Genomic DNA, 19,360 nt, shown 5'->3' on the forward strand with positions numbered 1-19,360 from the left:
ACGCCGGCCCCGGCCGACTGAGGGCGATGCACTACCTGTGGCGCCGGAGGCCCGGGACGATCTCTACCTGCTGTATCGCGGGCCGCTGGCGAGCTGCAACTACGACTGTCCGTACTGTCCGTTCGCGAAGCGGGTGGATCCGCCGGAACTGCTACGCGCCGACCGGGCCGACCTGGAACGCTTCGCCGGCTGGGTGGAGGCGACCACCGACCGGCGGCTGTCGGTGCTGTTCACCCCGTGGGGCGAGGGCCTGACCCGATCGTGGTACCGGGACACGATCGTCCGGCTGTCACACCTGCCGCACGTGGCCCGGGTCGCGATCCAGACGAACCTGGCGGCCCGCACCGGCTGGCTCAGCGAAGCGAACCCGCAGGTGGCGGCGTTGTGGGCGACATACCACCCGGGTCAGGTGACACGGGACCGGTTCCTCGGTCGCTGCCGGGAACTCCTCGGCCTGGGCATCCGATTCTCGATCGGGGTGGTCGGCCTCCCGGAACACCACGCGGAGGCGGTGGCACTGCGGGCCGCACTGCCACCCGAGGTCTATCTGTGGATCAACGCGGCCGAGGGGCACGTCTACACCGCCGAGGAGGAGCAGCGCTGGACCGCCCTGGACCCGTTGTTCGGCGACAGCGTCCGCCCCCACGCGTCCCTGGGCCTGCCGTGTCACGCCGGCGAGACCGCCGTCTCGGTGCTCGGTGACGGCACGGTCCGCCGCTGTCACTTCATCAAGACGCCGATCGGCAACCTGTACGACGGCACGTGGCGCGCCGCCCTCCAGCCACGCCCATGTACCAACAATCTCTGCGACTGCCACATCGGCTACATCCATCTAAAGCCCCTGCACCTGCGCGACGTCTACGCCGACGGTCTCCTCGAACGCATCCCGGTCGCCTGGCCGTTGCCGGCGCAGCCCCGGCCCGCACACCGCTGATCCCGCCGGACCCGCCCGCCCGTCGCTGCTACGCCGGACCCGCCCGCCCGTCGCTGCTACGCCGGACCCGCCCGCCCGTCTCTGCCGCCCGCCTCTGCTACGCCGGGCCCGCCCCGCCCAGATCTGCTACGCCGGGCCCGCTCGCTTGTCTCTGCAAGGCCGGACCCGTCCGCCCAGATCTGCTACGCCGGGCCCACTCGCCTGTCTCTGCTATGCCGGGTCCGCCCGCCCCGATCTGCTACCGGGACAGGCGAGCGGGCGGGTGTGGCGGGGTGGTCAGGTCTGGATCAACGGCTGGTACTCCTCGGTGGTCAGGCCGAACGTCCAGGCGACGCCCTCGCGGGCGCTCCTGGTCCGGGGTGGGACGCGCAGCCAGTAGATGCGGCTCGTACCGTCGGGCTCCGGGGTGGAGTTGACCACCTCGACCATGACCAGGGGCTCGTCGCCGGGGAGATCGAGATACCACAGCGTGCCCGTCTCGTCGGAGCCCAGCTTGCGGGCGCCGGCGTCGCGCAGGTAGCGGTCGTAGCCGTAGTGTTCCAGCATCACCCGGCGGATCTCGGCGTTCTCCTCCGACCGGATGCGGCTGATGGTCAGCGTCGGCAGCTCGGTCGCCAGGTCGGCCGGGATGGGCATGCCACGCCAGGCCCAGAGACCGTAGCCGTCGGGGAACTCCAGGGCGGCGCCCTCACCACGGTGCAGCCGGCCGACGTTGTCGCGGGTCAGGGTGGCCGGGCGCTCGGTGAGCACGGCGACCTTCTCGTTCGCCCACCACCAACCGGCGTTCCGGGCGACCTCGGCGAGACCGGCCAGGCCGGTCATCAGCCCGGCGTCGGGGCACAGACGATCGGCGGCCTCGAACGTCGACAGCCACGTGCCGTCGTGCTGACCGTAGATCGCGTCGAGCACCGGCGTCCGCACCGCCCGGCTGTCGTCGCCGGGGAAGGCCGCCGCCAGATCCTCGCCGAGGCACAGCCGCAACCGTCCGGCGATCAGGTCCATCACCAGTGCCCAGGAGCGGCGGCCGGCCGCGGCGCTGAGCTGCGCCCAGCCGTCGCTGCCGAGCACGTCGACAGCCGCCTTACGGGCGGCCGCCCACGGCTCGGTCCGCACCCGCCGCCGCAGCGACGGCCCGGCGGTCTCCCCCGGCGTCCAGCCCTGCCGCCGCAGCTCCGCCGCCACCTCGGCGATCCACGCCGCCGGCCCGGCATCCAGCTCGGCCCCGCCGGCCCCCACCGGATCGAGCGAGGTGGCGGCGGCCGCGGACGAAACCGCGACAGGACCGAGAACGGTCGAGGACGAGGCAGCAAACGAGGCCGTAGCGGGATCGAGGGTGGTCGAGGACAGGGCAGCGGGCCCGTCAGTGAGGGCTGTGGCGGGGAGGGTGAGACGGCCGGAGAGCAGTGCCATCGCCACGGCGCCGGCGCGCGGTGACCCCAACCAGTAGATGCGGTCCGGAGCCTCGAGTCCGGCCAGGCGATACGCGTCCCGTACCCCCGATTCGGCAGCCGCACGTGCCGCATCGCCGGTCTGGACCGCGGCGGCCAGCCACTGGTCTTCGATGGCGGCAGCCATCGCCTCCTGGGCGTGACTCAGCTTCATCTCGGGCTCCCTCAGTCCGCGACCGGGCGGAAAGCGCCCGGAATGTATTCACGCTGGCGCACCACCCGGTAGTGGCCGGATGGCAGCGAGATCGGCCCGTGCTCCTCGTGGGTGACCCGCCCGTGCGACGGCACGTCGATGAACATGCTGTCCGGATCGTCGACATCGGCGAGTAGTTGCAGGCCGGGGCCGCCGACGACGTGGGCGTGGCCGGTCGCCTCGCCGCGGGCCAGCACCATCCGCCCCCGGCGGTCGCGGGGCACCGCGGCGCACGCCGGCACCTCGGTCTGTGGAACCGGAATCATCAGCACGTCGCCCTGCCGGTACATCGCCGGCCTCCCCTCGCTGTTCGACCCTGACGCGAGGAAACTAGCGCCGGGGTACGACATTTTCGGATGCCGTCCTCCGGACCTGCGGGAACCCGGCCCTCTGCCACCCGAACCGGGCGAGAGCCGCACCATCGGACGTCCTGAATCCCGGCACTGGCCGGACCGGCGACCCGGCCCAGGCGGCATCCGGGCGGAACTCCGGTCAGTGGTCGCTGATGCGCAACCTGTTCCCCGGCGAGGCTGAGGCGGGCGACAGCCGGCGGGAGTTGAGGCGGAGCCGGCCGGAGGGCGATCCCACCGGCCGCGGCCACGGCGGGGACGGCTGTGGCGACGGCGGCGAGCCGTCGCCGCAGTGGATCTGCCACGGGCCGGCAACCTACCGCAGATCGGCCGGCGATCTACCCTTCGGTCATGGAGGTCACGGCGGCGAACTGGGTTCTGGGGCAGCGGCTGCTCAGCGCGACGGCGGGGACGGTCGTCGGCAACCGTTACCCGGCCAATTTCGACGTGCTGCACGTGGATGCGGCGCGCCCGCTCGCGGTGGTGGCGGACGGGATGGGGGACGGTCCGGGTAGTACGGCCGCCGGGCGTACCGCGGTGGAGGTGTTCGTCCGGGAGACGGCGACCGCGACGGGTCCGGCGGCGTTGCGCGCGGCGGTGGCCGGGGTGCAGCGGGCGGTCCGGGACGCGGGCCGCGGGATCGCCGGGTTGACCGGGTGCACGCTGACCGCTTTTGCCGGTGACACGGACGGCTCGGCGTGGCTGGTGCAGCTCGGCGACTCGCGGGCCTACCGGCTGCGCGACGGTGTCTTCGAGCTGTTGACCTCCGACCACACGGCGGCCTGGCTGGGGATTCTCAACGGATGGTATGCGGCGGACTCGCGGGAGGCGGTCCGCGACCGGCATCACCTGACCCGCTACGCGGGACATCCCGGCATGCCGGAGCCCGATCTGCTCAACGTCAGCCTGTGTCCCGGTGACCGATTCCTCTTGTGTACGGACGGAGTCTCCGACCAGCTCCACGACCGGCGGCTGGCCGATGCCCTGGCCGAGCGGACGACCGTGGCGGAACTGCTCGCCGAGACGCTGGACCACGGCGGCGACGACAACGCCACCGCCGTGATCGTGCAGGTCAGCTGATTCGGCGCAGCACCAGGACCCCGCCCACGCCGGGGATCAGCGCGAGCAGCCGGGTGCGGACCGGCAGGGTGGTGCGGTTCAAGGTCAAGATCACGACGATGAGGTACGCACACCCGTGCACCGGACCACATGTTGACGTGATCGCGTCAATATGTACGGTGTACATATTGATCAACAGTATTGACAACGAGACGAGTTCAACCCATGCGGCGGCACGCATGATCACGCGCCGGTGGTGGAGCCGGGCCGCACGATCATCAGCACCGTGACGGTCGCCCACAGCAGGTTGAAGACGCCGGTGACCATGCCGAGCCGGGTGACCGTCTGACCGGCCAGTGCGCGTGTCTGACCGGGAATGATCAACAGTCCCAGGATCAGCGCGGCGGCCGCGGTGAGGGCCATCGAGGTGAGCAGCCAGGCGTCGCCGAGGACACCGAGACTGTTCGCGGTGGCCAGCCCGAACACCGGGACGGCCACACCGACCACGCCGTAGACACGGCAGATCCGGTGCAGCAGGTGCAGTCGTTCACCGACGCCGGAGCGGCGGGCCACGGCCGGGAACATGCTGGCCGCGACGGTGACCGGACCGATCGCGATGATCGCGGCGAGCACGTGCAGCGAGAGGAGCAGTTTTGTCACGACGGGGACGGTAGGCCCGTTTTCGGACACCTGGAACTGGCAAGACTGCCCACCTGCAACGGGTTCTGGCCAACTAGGGTGGGCGGATGCGCACGGTGGCCGTACTAGCCCTGGACCGGGTTATCCCGTTCGACCTGTCCACCCCGATCGAGGTGTTCAGCCGGGTGCGGCTCGCCGACGGCAGCACGCCGTACCAGGTACGGGTGTGCGCGGCCACGCCGTCCGTCGACGCCGGGGCGTTCACTCTGCGGGCACCGTGGGGGCTGGACGCCCTGCTCGACGCGGACACGATCATCCTGCCCGGATGTGCCGACCCGCGGGTGGCCGTACCCCTGGAGGTTGTCGATTATCTGCGGAAGGCCGCCGCCGGCGGCGCCCGGATCGCCTCCGTCTGCGCCGGAGCTTTCGTCCTCGCCGCCACCGGCCTCCTCGACGGGCTGCGCGCCACCACCCACTGGCTGGCCGCCGCCGATCTCGCCGCCCGCTTCCCGCGGATCGACGTCGATCCGGACGTCCTCTACGTCGACAACGGCCAATTCCTGACCTCCGCCGGAGCGGCCGCCGGGCTCGACCTGTGTCTGCATCTGATCAGGCGCGACCACGGTTCGGCGGTCGCCGCCGACGCCGCCCGCCTGTCGGTGATGCCGCTGGAACGTGAGGGTGGCCAGGCGCAGTTCATCATCCCGTCCCCGCCGCCGACACCCCGCGGCGCCGGGCTGGAGCCCCTGCTCCAATGGATGCAGGACAACACCAGCGTCGATGTCACCCTGGGCGATCTGGCCGCGCGTTCCGGCATGAGCATCCGTACGCTGAACCGGCGCTTCCGCGAGCAGACCGGCACGACCCCGCTCCAATGGCTGCTGCGCGCCCGTGTCCGCCGCGCCCAGCACCTGCTCGAAGCCACCGATCAGCCGGTCGAGTCGATCGCCGGCCAGGTCGGCTTCGGCTCGCCGACGGCTTTCCGCGACCGCTTCAAACGCATCGTCGGCACGAGCCCGCACACCTACCGCGGCACGTTCCGCACCCGCCCCGGCATCACCCGCTGAGACCGGCCGCCCGTCGCCAGCGGTCCACCTCGTCGTCGTGCAACCCGCCGGCGGTCGACGCCGCCACCGTCGCCGCGTCGGCCGCACCGGCCAACAGGAGCAGGGGCCACCGCGGTGCCCCGGCCGCGCCGTCGAAGGCGGCCCAGGCGAGCGGGCCACCGAAATGCCATGCCCGCCCGGCGGCGTCGGCCACGTCGTCGCCGGCCTCCAGGAAGGCGTACGGGCGGAACACCGGCTCGAACGTGAACGGCACCCCGCCGTCCACCTCGATGTCGAGGCCCTCGAACTCCGCATCCGGATCAGGCGCCACACCGCCCGGCAGCACCGTGAGGATCTCGGTCGGCCGGGGCAGCCAGCCGGTCTCCTCCGGCTCGCCACCGCGGCGTACCTCCAGCACGTGGACGATCCGCGGCAGGACACCGACCCGGCAGGTGCCGCCGGGTCGCAGATCGCCGGCCGGCGGATCGGTCGTGAACAACTCGTCCGGATCGGTGCGGCTCACCGCCACGTCGCCGTTCCAGGCGACACCCACGACGTCCGGGTCGATCTCCCACCACGGCCAGCGCAGGCTCACGTCATCACGGCCCACCGCGGTGACCACGGCCGTGTCGAACGGGCACGACACGCGCAGCACGTCACCGGCACGCCAGAACATGCGCGGCAGCGTAACGCAGGCCACCGCCGCAGCGGGCGGTGGCCTGCGTTCCGGGCCGGGTCAGCCGAAGATGGAGGCGACCCACTCGGGGTGGTCGATGAACGGGTTCCGGTTGCGCTGGTACGTGGAGTAGATGAGCTGGTTACGGCTCTTCTCCGCGCTGTCCGGCGGGTCCGCGTGGTGCCAGGCGATCAGGGTGGAGAGCTTCCCGGTGTACGGGACGCTGCCGTTACCGGTGACATTGTTGACCTCGAGGTTGGCGAACGAGTCGCCGCCCTCGTACCGGACCGCCATGTAGAAGAGCATCCGGGCAACGTCGCCCTTGACGGCGGTACGGGGCTCCCACGAGTCGGAGTCGGCGTAGTTGCCGGAGGCTCCGGAGACGGCGCTGCCACCGTTGTCGAAGTCGAGGTTGCCGCGGAGCGCGTTGACCGTCACGTCCTCGGGCCGCAGGTGGTGCAGGTCGGTGCCGGGGCCGGCGCTGGTACCGAAGTTGCCGTGGGACTGCGGCCAGACGTGTTCGCGGTTCCAGTTGCCGCTGCTGCCGCCGTTGAGGGTCTTGGAGCGGCTGATGCCGGAGTAGAACAGTCTGACGTTGGACGAGTTGGACGGATCCTGGTCGGTGACCTTGAGCGCCTCCCAGACCCCGTCGTACGACAGCCTCGTCACGCCGGTCGACGTGATCGTGTGCAGCGCCGACCTGAGGCTGGGGCCGGATTTGCCGAGGGCCGCCGCGTAGTAGGTGTCGGTGGTGCTGGACGCCGTGGGCGAGGCGGTGGCGGTGGCGGTCGGGCTGGTGGTGGAGCCGCTGCCCAGGCTCATCGCGGTCGGCGACTTGAGGCCGGCATGCGTGAAGTAGGCGGTGAGCGTCCCGGTGACGGTGAGTCGCTTGCCGATCAGTGCCGGGTTGGACAGCAGCCCGAACGACGACCGGTAGGTGCTGGTGATCTGGACGTACAGCATGCTGCCGGTGCTGGTCTGCGAGGCGCTGTCGGCGATGGCGAGAGCGGTGTCGCCGGTGAAGCCGCTGAACCGGACCGTGTTGGTGGCGGTGGGCTCGCCGACGACGTAGCCGCTGACGGTGGCACTGGCGCCGGTCTGGGTGCTGATCGCCTGGGCGACGGTCAGGGTGGCGGCGGCCGCGGGCCGGGGGAACCCGAAGACCGCGATGGTCGCGACGAGAATGCCGGTGAGGGCGGGGACCATCAGCGCGACGATGCGCCGATGTCTGGTGGGACCGGGCATGGGGGGCTCCGTTCGCCATGCTGTATAGACAGCCTTCAGTGTGAGCGAGCGGGCCCCGAGGGGTCTCATACCACTTCGGTCATACGCGCCCCGCACTCACCGTCGCCGGGCCCGGTTCCGCAGGTCACGGTGTGAGGAACGAGGCGAGCGCGTCGGCGGTGAAGGCGGCGCCCCGGTCCGTCATGTGCACCAGGTCCTCGCAGTACAGGCCGTGCCCGTTGTCCGACGACGGCGACAGCTGCCGGGCCGCGAGATCGAAGTAGGCGACCCCACTGGCGCCGCCCGGCCCGCCGGTGTCCTCGGCCGCGATCTCCCGCCAGGCCCCGGTGAAGCGGCTGTGATCCTGGATCCGGTGATCGGCGCCGACCCGCGGTGTGCCGTAGATGACGAACGACGGGTCGGTGGTGGTGTTCGCCCGGACCGTCGCGATGATCGTCATGAGGTTGCGTTTCATCTCCGCGGCGGACACCCCGCTCCGCCAGTCGTTGATGCCCAGTTGCAGGATCACCAGGTGCGGGCGGATCGACCTCAGCCGCGGCGCCCAGGCCGCCGGCCGATCGGCGAAATCACCACTGGTCCGGCCGCCGTGGCCGCCGTTGAAGACCTGGATGCCCTTCTCCTCGTCGCCGTCGAAGGTGGCGAACCCGTGGATCCGGCCCGGCCCCCGGACCACGACGGTGCCGCCGTCCACCACGATCTCCGGCGAGCCGTCGTGCCACACCTGCACACTCGTACCGGTGAAGGTGTAGGTCAGGCTCTCCTCCGGCCCGGCCAGATCGACCGCCTTGAGGCCCCAGCCGGCCGTGTTCACCCTAGTCCCGCCGCCGGTCACCGGCCACCAGTGCGGTGTGCCCCACGCCGCCACATAGTTGGCTCCCCCGGGCGCACCGGCCACCGGGAACGCGGCCCGCAGGTTCTCGGCCAGCACCGAGACGTAACCGCGGCCGTACCCGGACGCCCCCACACCCTCACTGCTCGACGAACCCAGGACGGCCACCACCGCCGGGGCATACCGGCGGTTCGCCAGGGCCGCATGCCAGGTCAGCAGCGGTAACGCGGCGGCCGACGAGGACGCGCGGGCCGGCCCGGACGCCGCGGCGGTCACCGTGACACCGGTGGCGAGCAGGCCACCCGCTCTCATGAAGGTGCGTCGATTCGTCACGTGTCCCCCGATACGTCTCGTCACACCATCCGACCAGACCGGCGCAACTTCCGCCCGCCATTCACGCCCGGCGATCGTAGGCGTACCAGGCCACAGCTGATCGGGCCGCTCTCGCCTGCCCGGGTTCCGCCCCGCCCGCATTCCCCCGGCTCTCGGGTCGGACCTCGCTCCGGACGCCGTCACCGTCGATCATGGGAGCGGATTTGTCGGAGGGTGCCGTTAGGTTGTCCGCCATGGTGACCTTCCCGGAGTTGGAGTCGTGGATCCGTGCCGGTGACAGCGGCCGGCTGACCGCCGCCCTGGCCGATCTCGACGAGCCGTCACGGCGCTCGCTGGCCACGCAGCTCAAGGGCCTCCGGTTGCAGTGGAACGATCCCGAGCTGGAGTTCGCGCCCCACAGCGATCCCCGTCGCCCCCACACCAGGCGGAGCTACGAGGAGCGCACCCTGCGATTCCAGCAGCGGGAGGGTGCGCTCCGGGTGGCCGGAGCCGCGTGCCTGCCACGCGCCGCCGACATCGTCTCCTGGCTGCGGTCCGACCGGTTCTGGCAGGCACCACTGCCGCATTCCGTCGACGCCGTCGTCCAGGTGCTGCGACTGCCGGGCCGGCCCTCACTGCCCGCCATCGCCCGCTCCCTGGCCGAGAAGATGCGCCCCACCCGGGCCGACGATCAGTGGCCACTGATCGCGCGGCTCCTCGCCGAGGCCGAGCTACCGCCCCCGGCCACCGAGGCCACCCTCCGCGGATGGATGCGCCGGGTCGGTGCCGACCGCTACCGGAAGGACCTCGCCGACCTGCTCCGCGCCGACCCGCATCTGGAGTCGATGCTGCCGCACGTGTTCACCATCCCGCTGCTCGGCCAGGAATTGGACGAGGAGTGGACGAAGGCGCTGACCAGGCTGGCCGCCGACGGTGTCCTGGACCGCCAGGCCCTGCTCGACGGCTGCGTGCTGCGCCTGCACGCCGGCGACCGCACCGGCCCGCTGCGGCGCATGGTCGTCCTGCACCGCCTCCTCGACCCGACCGCCGACGAGTTCGCGGCCCGCCGCGGCGAATACTCCGGCATGCTCTCCAGCGCGGATTCCACGGTCGCCGAGCTGGCTCTCCGAGGTCTGCGCCTGGCCGACGACGCAGGCCTGCTGGAGCCGGACACGGTCGCCGAGGCCGCCTGGGCGGTCCTTCCCCGTAAGGAGAAGAAGCTGGTCCGGGCTCAGCTCGACTGGCTCGGCGCCGCACTCACGCGAAAAGCGGATCCGTTGCTGTTCGAAGCGCTGCTGACCGGGCTGTCCAACCCGGCCGCCGATCTGGCCGAGCGCGCCCTCAAACTGGCGGGCAGGCACCTGCCCGCGTTCGGCCCGACCGGCCTGGCCCAGCTGATCCGGGTCACGGCTTCCCTCCAGGGCGACCTACGCCGCCAGGCGGCCTCCCTGCTCCCCGCCGCTCCTGCCGGTCCCGGCACGCCCGCGCCCACCGCCGCCTCCACCGTCAGCGCCACCTCGACCGCCAGCGGGACCGACATCGGCGCTTCCACCGCGGGCTGGACCAGTGTCGCCGCTTCCATGGCGAGCGGAGCCAGCGTCGCCGCGTCCACCGTGGGCGGAGCCTACGTCGGCGGGGTCACCGTGAGCGGGACCGGCTCTGCCACGTCCACCGTCAGCGGGACCGACATCGGCGGTGGGAGTTCGGATGGCGGGTTCGGGGTTGGTGCGGGGTTCGCGGGGATGCCGCCGGTGGCGGCGCCGATGCCCGATCCGATCGCATCGATTCCGGAGCTGGCCGCCGAGGCCAAGTATCTGCTCTACCAGGCGGAGGACCCGATCCGCTTCGAGTTGATCATGGACGGGCTGGTTCGGTTCGTGGCCCTCGACCGGCCGGCGGTGGTCCGGGCGCTGGAGCCGATCGTTCCGCAGTGGAGTTCCGCGTTCGCCAACATGCTGCGCGCTGTCGTCACCGGTCAAGCGGCGAAGTGGGCCCCGGCGGCGTGGGAGCGGAAAGCCGGCCCGCCGTTCTGGATGACGATCCGCCGGATGGAGGAGCTGGCCGAGCAGATGTGCAGGACTCCGCCGCCGGCCCTCCTGTCCACACCGGCCACTGTCGACGGTCACGTCGACCCGGCCCGGGTGCTGCGCCTGCTCGGCGAGGGCTGGGAGCCGCAACCGTATGACCTGGCCCAGGCCCTGCTGCGTCTGCCCCGGGAGATCGACCCGGCCATCCGGTCGGCGGCTGCCGGGCTCACCTCGACCGCCGGCCGGACCTTCGCCGGATTCGTCGAGTCGGGCGGTCTGCCGGACCCGACCGTCATCACCCTCGATCCCGGCCGTCGCTGTACTCACCAGGTCCGCGATCACTGCGGCTGCGCCACGAGGACCCGGCGCCGGGTCGTCACGTTCGACGCGATCAAGACCGACCTGACCGTTCAGCCCTACCTGCTGTTCCAGCCGGCCGACGTCGCCGCGGACCGGGCGGATCCCTACAGCTCGGACAGGCTGGCCGGGTGGCCGATGGTGTTCCCCAGCCACCGGGAACTGGCCGCCGCACACATGCAGCCCCGGCTCGTCAAGGCTTCCGAAGGCAAGGGAGCCGCCAGCGACATCTCGGTCCTGCCGGCCCTGGCAGCATGCGACGGCCCGTTCGGCCCGGCGATGGCCCTCTGCCTGGCGTACGGGATGAGTGCCGCCCGCCCCGACGGGCGCCTGGCGACCAGCGACGCTTTCGTGGACCTGGCCGCTCGCGGCGTTCTGGACGGCACGCTGGTCGGCCGGGAACTGGCCGCCCTGCACCCGGCGAACGTCCTGGTGCTGAAACGGGTGGTGGACACCCTCACCCAGATACTCCAGGCGGGTGCTGCCACCCAGGTGTGGATGACCCTCCGCGAGTTCCTTCCGGCCGTCCTGTCCGCCCCGAAACCACCGATCGGAACCCCCGACCTGCTACTGGTGGCGGAGTCCGCAGCCGCCGCAGCAGCCGCCCACGACGACATCCCCGAGCTGACCGCCGCGGCCACCCGCCCCACCCGCAACCGGGTGACCACGGAGGCCGCCCGCCTGCACCGAACCCTGACCAGCAACCGACCAGCCACCTGACCAGCCCCGCCGACCAGCCACCTGACCAGACCCGCCGACCGGCCGCTGACCGACCCTGCCGACGGTCATCTGACCAGGCCTGCGACCGACCACCTGACGGCTCTGCCGACGGCCGACCACCTACCTGATTCGGTCTCGCATGAACAGACGGCTGCCGACTACCGGCAACGAATCAGTGGTCGGCCATCAACTACTAGCTGATGGCCGACCACTGAGGACGAGATGGTGGTGGGCGGGGCGCCGGCCCCACCCACCGGTGGGCTAGCGGGTGAAGGCCTGGAACTCGGCGATTCGGACGTTCAGGGCCTGCGGGCTCGAGGTGGCGCAGTCGGTGTTGGCACGCGGGTCCAGATCCTGCTCACCGGCGTAGTCGGGCGCGCCGATGCACTGGTTGGTGACGGTTTCGATGCGGAGGTGCGTGGCGGTGACGTCCGGGATGTCGAAGGACTTCACGACCAGCTCCGGGGCCCGCGGGCGCGGGGATCCGGACGGGAAGGCGTCCCGGCGGCTGGTGTAGACCGTCTTGAAGTCGGCGGGAGCCGAGCACGTGACGGTCGCCGTGGCCGTGCAGGCCAGGACCTTGAACTGGCGCAGCGCGGTGTAGCGGTTCTGCGTACCGGCGTCGACGTCGCCGGTGACCGGCGGGCGGAGCAGGGCGCTCACCTGCACGCGCCGGACCCTCTGCGCGTCGCCGGCCAGGTCGACGGTGACGCCCTTACCGGCGACCGGGCTGCCCAGGGACGCCCAGTTGGTGGCCTCGTCGTCGTCGACGAGCCGGGCCAGGTTGATGCCGTCGCCGGTGGCGGTCGCGCCGCCGGTCGCCGAGGCGACGTTGCGCGGCAGTTTCACCGTCAGGGTCGCCGACTTGCCGGATCCGAACCACTGCGGCGACACGCGGGCGTGGCCGTGGCCGGGGGCCTGCGCGATGAACGCGTACGACCCGGAGACCAGGTTGACCGTGTCGGGCAGGGCGGTCGCCGGGTCGGTGTCGGCGACCGCGACGGCCCGCGCCTGGTAGTCGCCGACGAACAGCTTCGCACCGGCCACGGGCTTACCGTGCTCGTCCACCGGGCGGAACTTGACCGTGGCCTCCTTGGCGTACGGCGAGCTGAAGCTGGGCGTCGGGTCGGCGTCTCCGGCCCCGTTGCTGGCCGCGCCCTCGCCGAGGCCGCGCTTGGCGAACGCGTTCCAGATGATGTCTTGGTTGGCGCCACCGAAGCGGACCCGGTCGGCGCCGAGCAGCGCGTCACGGGCGTCGACCTGGCTGTTGGCGGTGTTGGCCAGCAGCAGGAACGAGTCGAACACCAGCTGGATCCAGCGCCGGTTGCCGGGGCAGGACGTGACCGGCTTCTTGCCGACGGCGCATGCCTTCTGGAGGGCGGCGGAGCCGTACCCGTACCGCTTGATGAACGCGGACCGGACGTCGTAGTTGGAGGCGCTCCACACCTCGCCGGAGGCGTGCACCTGCAGGCCGACGAAGTCGTAGTCGACGGAGCTGTAGTTGAGCCGGTTGTTGCTCATGTTGTAGTTACGGATGCCGGCGACCGGGTCGCTGGTCACGTACTCGCCGACGGTGAAGCCGCGGGCGCCCCTCGGGGCGTAGCCGTGCTCCGCCAGGTACTCGACGGAGAGCAGGTCGGACCAGCTCTCGCTCATGCCCTGCGGGGAGGAGAGGCCACCGTTCGGGCCGGCGACCATGCGGTTGGTGATGGCGTGGGTGTACTCGTGGGCGATGACCGACATGTCGTAGTCGCCGTCGGCGCACGCACCGTAGAAGGCGGCGGCGATCGGCTGCCACAGGTACATGTTGGTGATCGGCGCCTCCCCGTCGGGCGGGGTGATCTGGTTGGCGTTGTTGCGCGCCGCGTTGGTGGGCGGGCCGCCGGAGATGCCACCGGCCTGGGCGTTGCCCTGCTCGGGGTCGCCGCCGTCCTTCTCCATGTTCCAGGTGGCCTCGGTGAAGCCGAGAAGGTACGACCAGTCGTGCATCCGGTTGTGCTGGACGAACAGGTTGCCCCGGGCCGCGTCGATGTCGTTACGGGCCGGCGTGTCGAAGACCGTCGGCGCGCACTGCTCCCGATACCACTGGTTGGTCCACGGGTACGTGTAGTCCCGGGTGGGGCTGGGCGTGGCCAGTTCGGTGCCGACACTGAACGCGTCGTTGGACAGCCAGTTGTGCACCGCGAACGAGTTGTTGCCGCTGGTCGTGTTGGTGGACGTGCCGGTGGCCGGGTCGACGTCCCACGGCTGCGGGGACGCGGGACCGGCGACGGCCTCGTCACAGCCGCGCGCCCGGATCCAGCAGAACGTCTGCCGGGTGTCGCGCGACGAGTAGTCGGTGCGCGGCGAGTTCGGGAAGACGTCCCACTTCGGGTTGTCGGCGTCGTGGTCGACGATGTCCTCACGGACCAGGATGCTGCCGTCGCGGGCGTCCACCCAGGTGGTGTACGCCTCGGGTTCGGCGCTGGTCAGGTCGGAGCCGAAGGCGACCTGGTACGCGGCACGCGCGCCCTGGCCGGGGGTCGGTACGGCGACCAGCTTCGTACCGAGCGAGGTGGGGTCGGTGATGCCGGCGTGCTGGGCGGCGATGCGCTCGGCGTCGGCCGCGGTCAGGGTGGCGGGCTGGGGCGCGGCGGCGTCGCGGGCGAGCGAGGAGCTCACATACCAGACCTTGCCGTCGCGGATGCCCACGGAGAGGAGGCCGTCACGGCCGGCTTCGAGGTCACCGAACTGCTGCCGGAGCAGGACGATGCTGCCCTCGCCGACCGGCTGGTTGGTGAGCAGTTCGAGGGAGTCGGCGGCGGCCTCGGTGATGCCGAGGACGTCGCGGTTGCCGGCGACGTAGGCGTGGGCGGCGGCCACCGGGTCAGCCGGGAGCCCACTGGCCAGCGGTTCGGCGCTCAGGGCGGTGAGGCTGGCCGGGGTGCCGAAGACGTTCCACCGTGCGGACGCGCTCGCCTCCGCGGCGAGGGTGCGCTGCGCCGACGTGGGCGCCACGCTGCCTTTACGGTTATCGATGATGTCGGCGTGGTCGTGATCGCCGTGTACTTCCGGGGTCCCGGCCGCCTGGGCCGGGGTGGTTGGGGCCGCGCTGCTCCCCGCCCCTGGGGCGAGAATGAGCGCGGCCGCGACGAATGCTGTGGTGGTGGCCGCCATCGCACGGGATGGTGTGCGCACGGAACCTCCTCTATGGACGGTCGTTACCGGTCTTCTCGCATCCGATCGCACGAACGCATGATCACGGGATGGGCCGAACGTCCATAATCGAGATGCTTCAATCAGATCTTCGTCGATGTCTTCTGGAACACGACTTCCGGGTGGTCGGCGGACGGGCCGTCGAGCAGGGGCTGCGGGATGCCGCGCAGGTGCCTGTCGAAGAAGGCGGCGACGTAGTCACGGGTGATCTGCGCGGCCCGGCTGCCGGACAGGGGGAACCCGGGGTCGGGAATGCCGGCCTGCTCGCCGAGGACCGGGATGTCGGTGAAGTCCATGTGCCCGCTACCGGTGACGTCGAGCCAGCGCTTCCAGCCGTCGAGCACCGGCCAGTCCCGCAGCCAGGATTCGGCCGGAACCGCCGAGGGTGCGCCCAGCAGCAGGAACGGCCGTCCGTTCAGACCGCCGGCCGGGACGGGCTCGAAGAGGCCACCGTCCATGTTGATCCCGGCGCGGACCCGTGGGTCGGCCGCCATGGTCACGGCGGTGGCGTTGCCGCCGATCGAGTGGCCGGCCATGCCGATCCGGCCGCGGTCGATGAGGCGGGCGTGACGCCATGCCGGCCGGTCGCCGGTGAGCCGGTCGAGCACGAAGGACAGATCCCGGGCCCGGCCGGTGGCCACCCGGGCGTAGCCCGCGTTGCCCTGCCCCTTGAGCACGGTGCAGGCGGTGCAGGTCAGCGTGCGACCGCCGGGGAAGTCGGTGGCCGCCGACTCGTAGGCGTGGTCGACGGTGGCCACGACGTAACCACGGCTGGCGAGTTCCTCGGCGAGGTGGGTGAGGGTGTGCCGGTGCAGGGTGAATCCGGGTGACAGCACCACCAGTGGGTAGCGGCCACGGCGGGCGGCGGCGGAGAGGACGGCGGCGGTGCGGGTGGCGCTGAGGTCGTCCGGGGTGATGACGCCGGTGGCCCCGCGGTCGTCGATCAGCAGTCGCGCCTCGGCGACGGACAGATAGGGGGCGGGACGGCCGGGCAGCGCCACCGCCGGATAGAACATCGAGACCATCAGCTCCCGGGCCCGGCCGGGTGCCCACGGGTCGGGCCGGGACCGGTCGGTCAGGTGCAGCACCTCGCGGCCGACGGCGAACGGCCCGGACGGCGCCGGCAAGGCGAACGGCGACGCGAGGGGGACGACACCCACGGCAGGCGAGGCGGCGGCGGGCGTGGCCGGCAGCAGAGGCAGCACGGACGCGGCACCGGCCGTGGTGGCCGCCGCAACCGTGATCGCCACGGCCGCAGCCGATCGCCGGGCAGAGGACGTGCGGGCGGCCCGCACTCCCGAGAGGGAACGACCGAAGACTGGTAGGCGGGAGAAGGGGCGGTGGAGGGAAGACGGGTTCGAGGAAGGGCTTCCGGAGGAGGTCATGCCATCAGCCAACCGGACCCGGGCGCCGCACACAGTCGTCCAGGATGGACACTTCGAGGTAACGCCAGCACTACCACGCTTTCCCGGACAGCGGCCGGCGGACCCGGCAACGCCCCGCACCTGGCCGGACAGCTGATCCGGGACGAACCCATCCGCGCCACCTGCCGGCGCCGACGCCGTGCGACGCTGCCCACCCGGTCATCGGGCCCCGTACCGAAGGCTGCCTTTCCCGGTCCTCAGGTGGGCAGAGACCAAAACATGAAATAGTTAGAAAGATGCGGACGGGTTGGCGTTTCCTCGCCGCGCCGCTCGCGGTGTGGCTGATGCTCACCTGCCTGGGAACCGGCGTTCTGATCTGGGTCGAGCGCACCACCAAGAACGCCGTCGTCCAGCGCTACGAGTGGCGCGCCGGGCTGGCCGCCGATTTCGTCGAAGCCCTGGTCACCGACCTGATCGCCCGGCAGAGCACCCAGGCACGCGCGTTCCTCAGCGATCAGACGGTGACGGCCGTCGACTTCACCCGCTCGGTCGGCGGGTTCGGTTATCCGGCCGCCGTCCTGCTCGACGCCGAGGGCCGACTCCTCCAGGTCATGCCACCCGACCCGGCACTGACCGGCCAGAAGATCTCCGAGCGCTACCGGCACATGGACATCGCGGTGACCCAGGGCCGGCCCGCCGTGTCCTCGGTCGTTGCCTCAGCCGTCGAGGGCCTGCCGGTGGTCGCCTTCGCGGTGCCCTACGGCACACCGTACGGGCGGCGGGTCTTCTCCGGGGCGGTGGCGGTCGGCGGCAGCCAGCTCTCGTCCTACCTGGCCACCGCCATCCCACTGGAAGGCGCGAAGGTGCACCTGGTCGACTCGGTCGACGCCGTCGTCGCGGGGAACCACCCGCACACCGTCGTGAACCTGCTGATCAACGAGGAGCCCCGGCTGCACGCCGCGCTGAGCCGGGCCGGAACCGGCCGCTACCAGGACGGCGGCGTCTGGTGGCGGTACACCTCACGCGACATCCCCGGCACCCCGTGGCGGCTGTCCGCCGCCGTCTCCGAGGACGTGCTGTTCGCCTCCACGTCGGGCAGCCGGGCCGCCGGACGGGCCGCGCTGGTCACCGCGTCGGGGGTCGGGCTGCTCGTGGTCGCGGCCACCGCCCGGGCCCGCCGCAACCGGCGTGAACTGCGCTCCAGTGAGCTGCGGCTGCGCAAGGTGTTCGACAACTCGCGCATCGGCATGACGCTGACCGACATGGACGGCCGGATGGTCCGGGTCAATCCCACCCTCTGTCAGATGCTGGGGCGTACCGAGACGGATCTGCTCGGCCGGCACGTCACCGACGTCACCCACCCCGACGACGTGATCACGACGCAGCGCAACGTCCGCGACTGCCGCACCGGCCGGATCGACGGTTTCGACATCGACAAGCGTTACGTGCATGCCGACGGCCGGATCGTGGACGCCACGATCACCGCCAGCCTGCTGCGTGACGAGGCCGACCGGCCGCAGTACATCGCCACCCAGATCATCGACATGACGGAACGGCACGCCCTGGCGGACGAGCGCCGCCGCGCCGCCGCCGAGCTCGCCCGCCACGCCGAACGTCTGGAACACGCCAACGAGCAGATGGCCGACTTCATGGCGATGCTCACCCACGACGTACGCCAGCCGCTCACCGCCATCGTCTCGGCCGGCGAGCTGCTGCTCGACGACTGGCCCGACCTGGAGGACGACACCCGCCTGCACTACCTGCGCCGGATGACCACCGCCGGGCACCGCGCCGACCGGTTGGTCACCGAGATCCTGACGCTCGCCCAGCTCGACGCCGGTGCCCTCACCGCCCGGCCGGTGCGCCTGGACGTCGCCCACGCCGTCCGGGAGGCGGTCATCGCCCAAGGCGCCGAACCCGGCACGATCACGGTCACCGCACCGGATCAGGTCACCGCGTTCGCCGACCCGGTGCACCTGCAGCTGCTGCTGGGCAATCTGCTGGGCAACGCCACGAAGTACGGCGCCCCGCCGGTTCAGGTCATGATCACTCCCGACCGTGACCGCACCCTGGTCCGGGTGGCCGACAGTGGCGAGGGCGTCCCCGCCGCGTTCATCCCGCACCTGTTCGAGCGTTTCACCCGCGCCGAGACCGGTGTCGCCACCACCAAGAGCGGCACCGGGCTCGGCCTCTATCTGGTCGCCCGCCTCGCGGACGCCTCCGGTGCCACCATCGGCTACCAACCGAACGAGCCCCACGGCGCCGTCTTCATCCTCTCGCTGCCGCGCACGCCCGACCCCGTCCGGCCGGCGATCTCCGCACCGGCGTCCCCGGTCACCTCCTCCTGACCCGTCGCGCCGCGACGCGGCCCGGCACCGGCTGGCGCGGCGGTGCGATATTGACGGGACGAGATCCACCGGAGGTCGGGGGGACGCCGTGGCGCATGGGTCTTCCGAGGGCGTGAGCAACCGGGTGCTGGGGGCGCTGACCCTGGTCCTGGTAATGGTCGACGCGGGCCTGGTCGCGATCAACTCGATCATGTGGTCGGCGTACCGGGACGGTGACGTGACAGCGGCCGAGGTCGCACCGTTCATGGTGTTCGCCGGATCGGCCGCGCTCGGTGTGGTGGTGATGCTGTCGGCCGCTGTCGCGCTGTTCCGCGACACCCGTGGGCACCGGCTCGCCGGGCTCGCGGTGCTGCTGGCCGGAGTGCGGGTGGTCGCGATCCCGGTCGCCGTCGTGGTCGTCGTCGGCACGGTCGGCACGTCGTCGGTCTCCGGCCCGTCCGACATGTTCGTGCTCATCCTGTCGGCGTTCGAGGCCGTCGTCGAGCTGATGGTCGCCCGGGTCGCCGCCGCCCGCACCCGGGCCTGACCCCGGCTCACCACCGCACACACCGGGACGTGATCCCGGGTCGCCGCCGCACACCGGGACGTGATCCCGGGTCGCCGTCGCAGGGGCCCGGG

General features: G+C 71.6%; 15 protein-coding genes. 6 read left to right on the forward strand and 9 right to left on the reverse strand.

Annotated elements, in window-relative coordinates; translation table 11 throughout:
- Window positions 1-37: 37 nt before the first annotated feature.
- Window positions 38-934, forward strand: a complete 897-nt coding sequence (locus BC793_RS40800) for an STM4011 family radical SAM protein (RefSeq protein WP_109601980.1) — start codon at window positions 38-40, stop codon at window positions 932-934.
- A gap of 276 nt (window positions 935-1,210) precedes the next feature.
- Here BC793_RS40800 and BC793_RS40805 read toward each other — a convergent pair whose 3' ends face one another.
- Both BC793_RS40805 and BC793_RS40810 read right to left on the reverse strand, forming a co-directional pair.
- Window positions 1,211-2,536: a DUF6745 domain-containing protein gene (locus BC793_RS40805; protein WP_109601981.1), complete on the reverse strand. Its 1,326-nt coding sequence runs from the start codon at window positions 2,534-2,536 to the stop codon at window positions 1,211-1,213.
- Window positions 2,537-2,547: 11 nt separating this feature from the next.
- On the reverse strand, window positions 2,548-2,865 hold the full coding sequence (locus tag BC793_RS40810) for a hypothetical protein (protein WP_109601982.1): 318 nt from the start codon (window positions 2,863-2,865) through the stop codon (window positions 2,548-2,550).
- Between the two features lie 411 nt (window positions 2,866-3,276).
- Here BC793_RS40810 and BC793_RS40815 point away from each other — a divergent pair, with 411 nt between their 5' ends.
- Entirely contained in the window at window positions 3,277-4,005 is a 729-nt protein-coding gene (locus BC793_RS40815) for a PP2C family protein-serine/threonine phosphatase (protein WP_109601983.1), read from the forward strand.
- Here the strand turns inward: BC793_RS40815 and BC793_RS52725 are convergent.
- Together BC793_RS52725 and BC793_RS40825 are read right to left on the reverse strand one after the other, a co-directional pair.
- The gene (locus BC793_RS52725) at window positions 3,998-4,225 is read right to left on the reverse strand and encodes a DUF3817 domain-containing protein (protein ID WP_203896562.1); all 228 of its coding nucleotides are present in this window, start codon (window positions 4,223-4,225) and stop codon (window positions 3,998-4,000) included. The genes BC793_RS40815 and BC793_RS52725 overlap by 8 nt on opposite strands.
- 2 nt (window positions 4,226-4,227) lie before the next feature.
- Window positions 4,228-4,644 carry a hypothetical protein gene (locus tag BC793_RS40825; RefSeq protein WP_109601985.1) on the reverse strand — a complete coding sequence of 139 codons (417 nt, stop codon included), beginning with the start codon at window positions 4,642-4,644 and terminating at the stop codon, window positions 4,228-4,230.
- A gap of 86 nt (window positions 4,645-4,730) precedes the next feature.
- Between BC793_RS40825 and BC793_RS40830 the strand changes: the two genes are divergently transcribed.
- A complete protein-coding gene (locus tag BC793_RS40830; RefSeq protein ID WP_109601986.1) occupies window positions 4,731-5,690 on the forward strand; it encodes a GlxA family transcriptional regulator in 960 nt (319 codons plus the stop codon).
- On the opposite strand, the gene BC793_RS40835 is transcribed toward BC793_RS40830, so the two are convergent.
- From BC793_RS40835 to BC793_RS40845, 3 genes are all read right to left on the reverse strand, one after another.
- A complete protein-coding gene (locus BC793_RS40835; RefSeq protein WP_109601987.1) occupies window positions 5,680-6,345 on the reverse strand; it encodes a hypothetical protein in 666 nt (221 codons plus the stop codon). The two genes, BC793_RS40830 and BC793_RS40835, sit on opposite strands and share 11 nt — an antisense overlap.
- Before the next feature lie 60 nt (window positions 6,346-6,405).
- A complete protein-coding gene (locus BC793_RS40840) occupies window positions 6,406-7,590 on the reverse strand; it encodes an endonuclease (RefSeq protein ID WP_203896558.1) in 1,185 nt (394 codons plus the stop codon).
- A 124-nt stretch (window positions 7,591-7,714) separates the two neighbouring features.
- Complete coding sequence (locus BC793_RS40845) at window positions 7,715-8,752, reverse strand: SGNH/GDSL hydrolase family protein (RefSeq protein ID WP_158319523.1); 1,038 nt, start codon at window positions 8,750-8,752, stop codon at window positions 7,715-7,717.
- A gap of 233 nt (window positions 8,753-8,985) precedes the next feature.
- Here BC793_RS40845 and BC793_RS40850 point away from each other — a divergent pair, with 233 nt between their 5' ends.
- On the forward strand, window positions 8,986-11,835 hold the full coding sequence (locus tag BC793_RS40850) for a DUF7825 domain-containing protein (protein WP_109601989.1): 2,850 nt from the start codon (window positions 8,986-8,988) through the stop codon (window positions 11,833-11,835).
- Between the two features lie 261 nt (window positions 11,836-12,096).
- Here the strand turns inward: BC793_RS40850 and BC793_RS40855 are convergent, their stop codons facing one another.
- Entirely contained in the window at window positions 12,097-15,012 is a 2,916-nt protein-coding gene (locus BC793_RS40855; protein ID WP_109601990.1) for a M36 family metallopeptidase, read from the reverse strand.
- A gap of 101 nt (window positions 15,013-15,113) precedes the next feature.
- The gene (locus BC793_RS52545) at window positions 15,114-16,280 is read right to left on the reverse strand and encodes an alpha/beta hydrolase family protein (protein ID WP_203896559.1); all 1,167 of its coding nucleotides are present in this window, start codon (window positions 16,278-16,280) and stop codon (window positions 15,114-15,116) included.
- A gap of 410 nt (window positions 16,281-16,690) precedes the next feature.
- Here BC793_RS52545 and BC793_RS40865 point away from each other — a divergent pair, with 410 nt between their 5' ends.
- Window positions 16,691-18,742 (forward strand): sensor histidine kinase, encoded by a 2,052-nt coding sequence (locus BC793_RS40865; protein WP_109601992.1) that lies wholly within the window; start codon window positions 16,691-16,693, stop codon window positions 18,740-18,742.
- 112 nt (window positions 18,743-18,854) lie between these two features.
- Window positions 18,855-19,268 carry a hypothetical protein gene (locus BC793_RS40870; RefSeq protein WP_109601993.1) on the forward strand — a complete coding sequence of 138 codons (414 nt, stop codon included), beginning with the start codon at window positions 18,855-18,857 and terminating at the stop codon, window positions 19,266-19,268.
- The last annotated feature ends 92 nt before the right edge of the window (window positions 19,269-19,360 follow it).

The sequence above is a fragment of the Actinoplanes xinjiangensis genome (assembly GCF_003148685.1).
Taxonomy (GTDB): Bacteria; Actinomycetota; Actinomycetes; order Mycobacteriales; family Micromonosporaceae; genus Actinoplanes; species Actinoplanes xinjiangensis.

What these genes read in the sequence shown, in the direction of transcription:
- BC793_RS40810 (WP_109601982.1), bottom strand. Translation starts at nt 2,865, where the DNA reads ATGTACCGGCAGGGCGACGTGCTGATGATTCCGGTTCCACAGACCGAG.
- BC793_RS40865 (WP_109601992.1), top strand. Translation starts at nt 16,691, where the DNA reads ATGCGGACGGGTTGGCGTTTCCTCGCCGCGCCGCTCGCGGTGTGGCTG.
- BC793_RS40815 (WP_109601983.1), top strand. Translation starts at nt 3,277, where the DNA reads ATGGAGGTCACGGCGGCGAACTGGGTTCTGGGGCAGCGGCTGCTCAGC.
- BC793_RS40805 (WP_109601981.1), bottom strand. Translation starts at nt 2,536, where the DNA reads ATGAAGCTGAGTCACGCCCAGGAGGCGATGGCTGCCGCCATCGAAGAC.
- BC793_RS40835 (WP_109601987.1), bottom strand. Translation starts at nt 6,345, where the DNA reads ATGTTCTGGCGTGCCGGTGACGTGCTGCGCGTGTCGTGCCCGTTCGAC.
- BC793_RS40850 (WP_109601989.1), top strand. Translation starts at nt 8,986, where the DNA reads ATGGTGACCTTCCCGGAGTTGGAGTCGTGGATCCGTGCCGGTGACAGC.
- BC793_RS40840 (WP_203896558.1), bottom strand. Translation starts at nt 7,590, where the DNA reads ATGCCCGGTCCCACCAGACATCGGCGCATCGTCGCGCTGATGGTCCCC.
- BC793_RS52725 (WP_203896562.1), bottom strand. Translation starts at nt 4,225, where the DNA reads ATGCGTGCCGCCGCATGGGTTGAACTCGTCTCGTTGTCAATACTGTTG.
- BC793_RS40830 (WP_109601986.1), top strand. Translation starts at nt 4,731, where the DNA reads ATGCGCACGGTGGCCGTACTAGCCCTGGACCGGGTTATCCCGTTCGAC.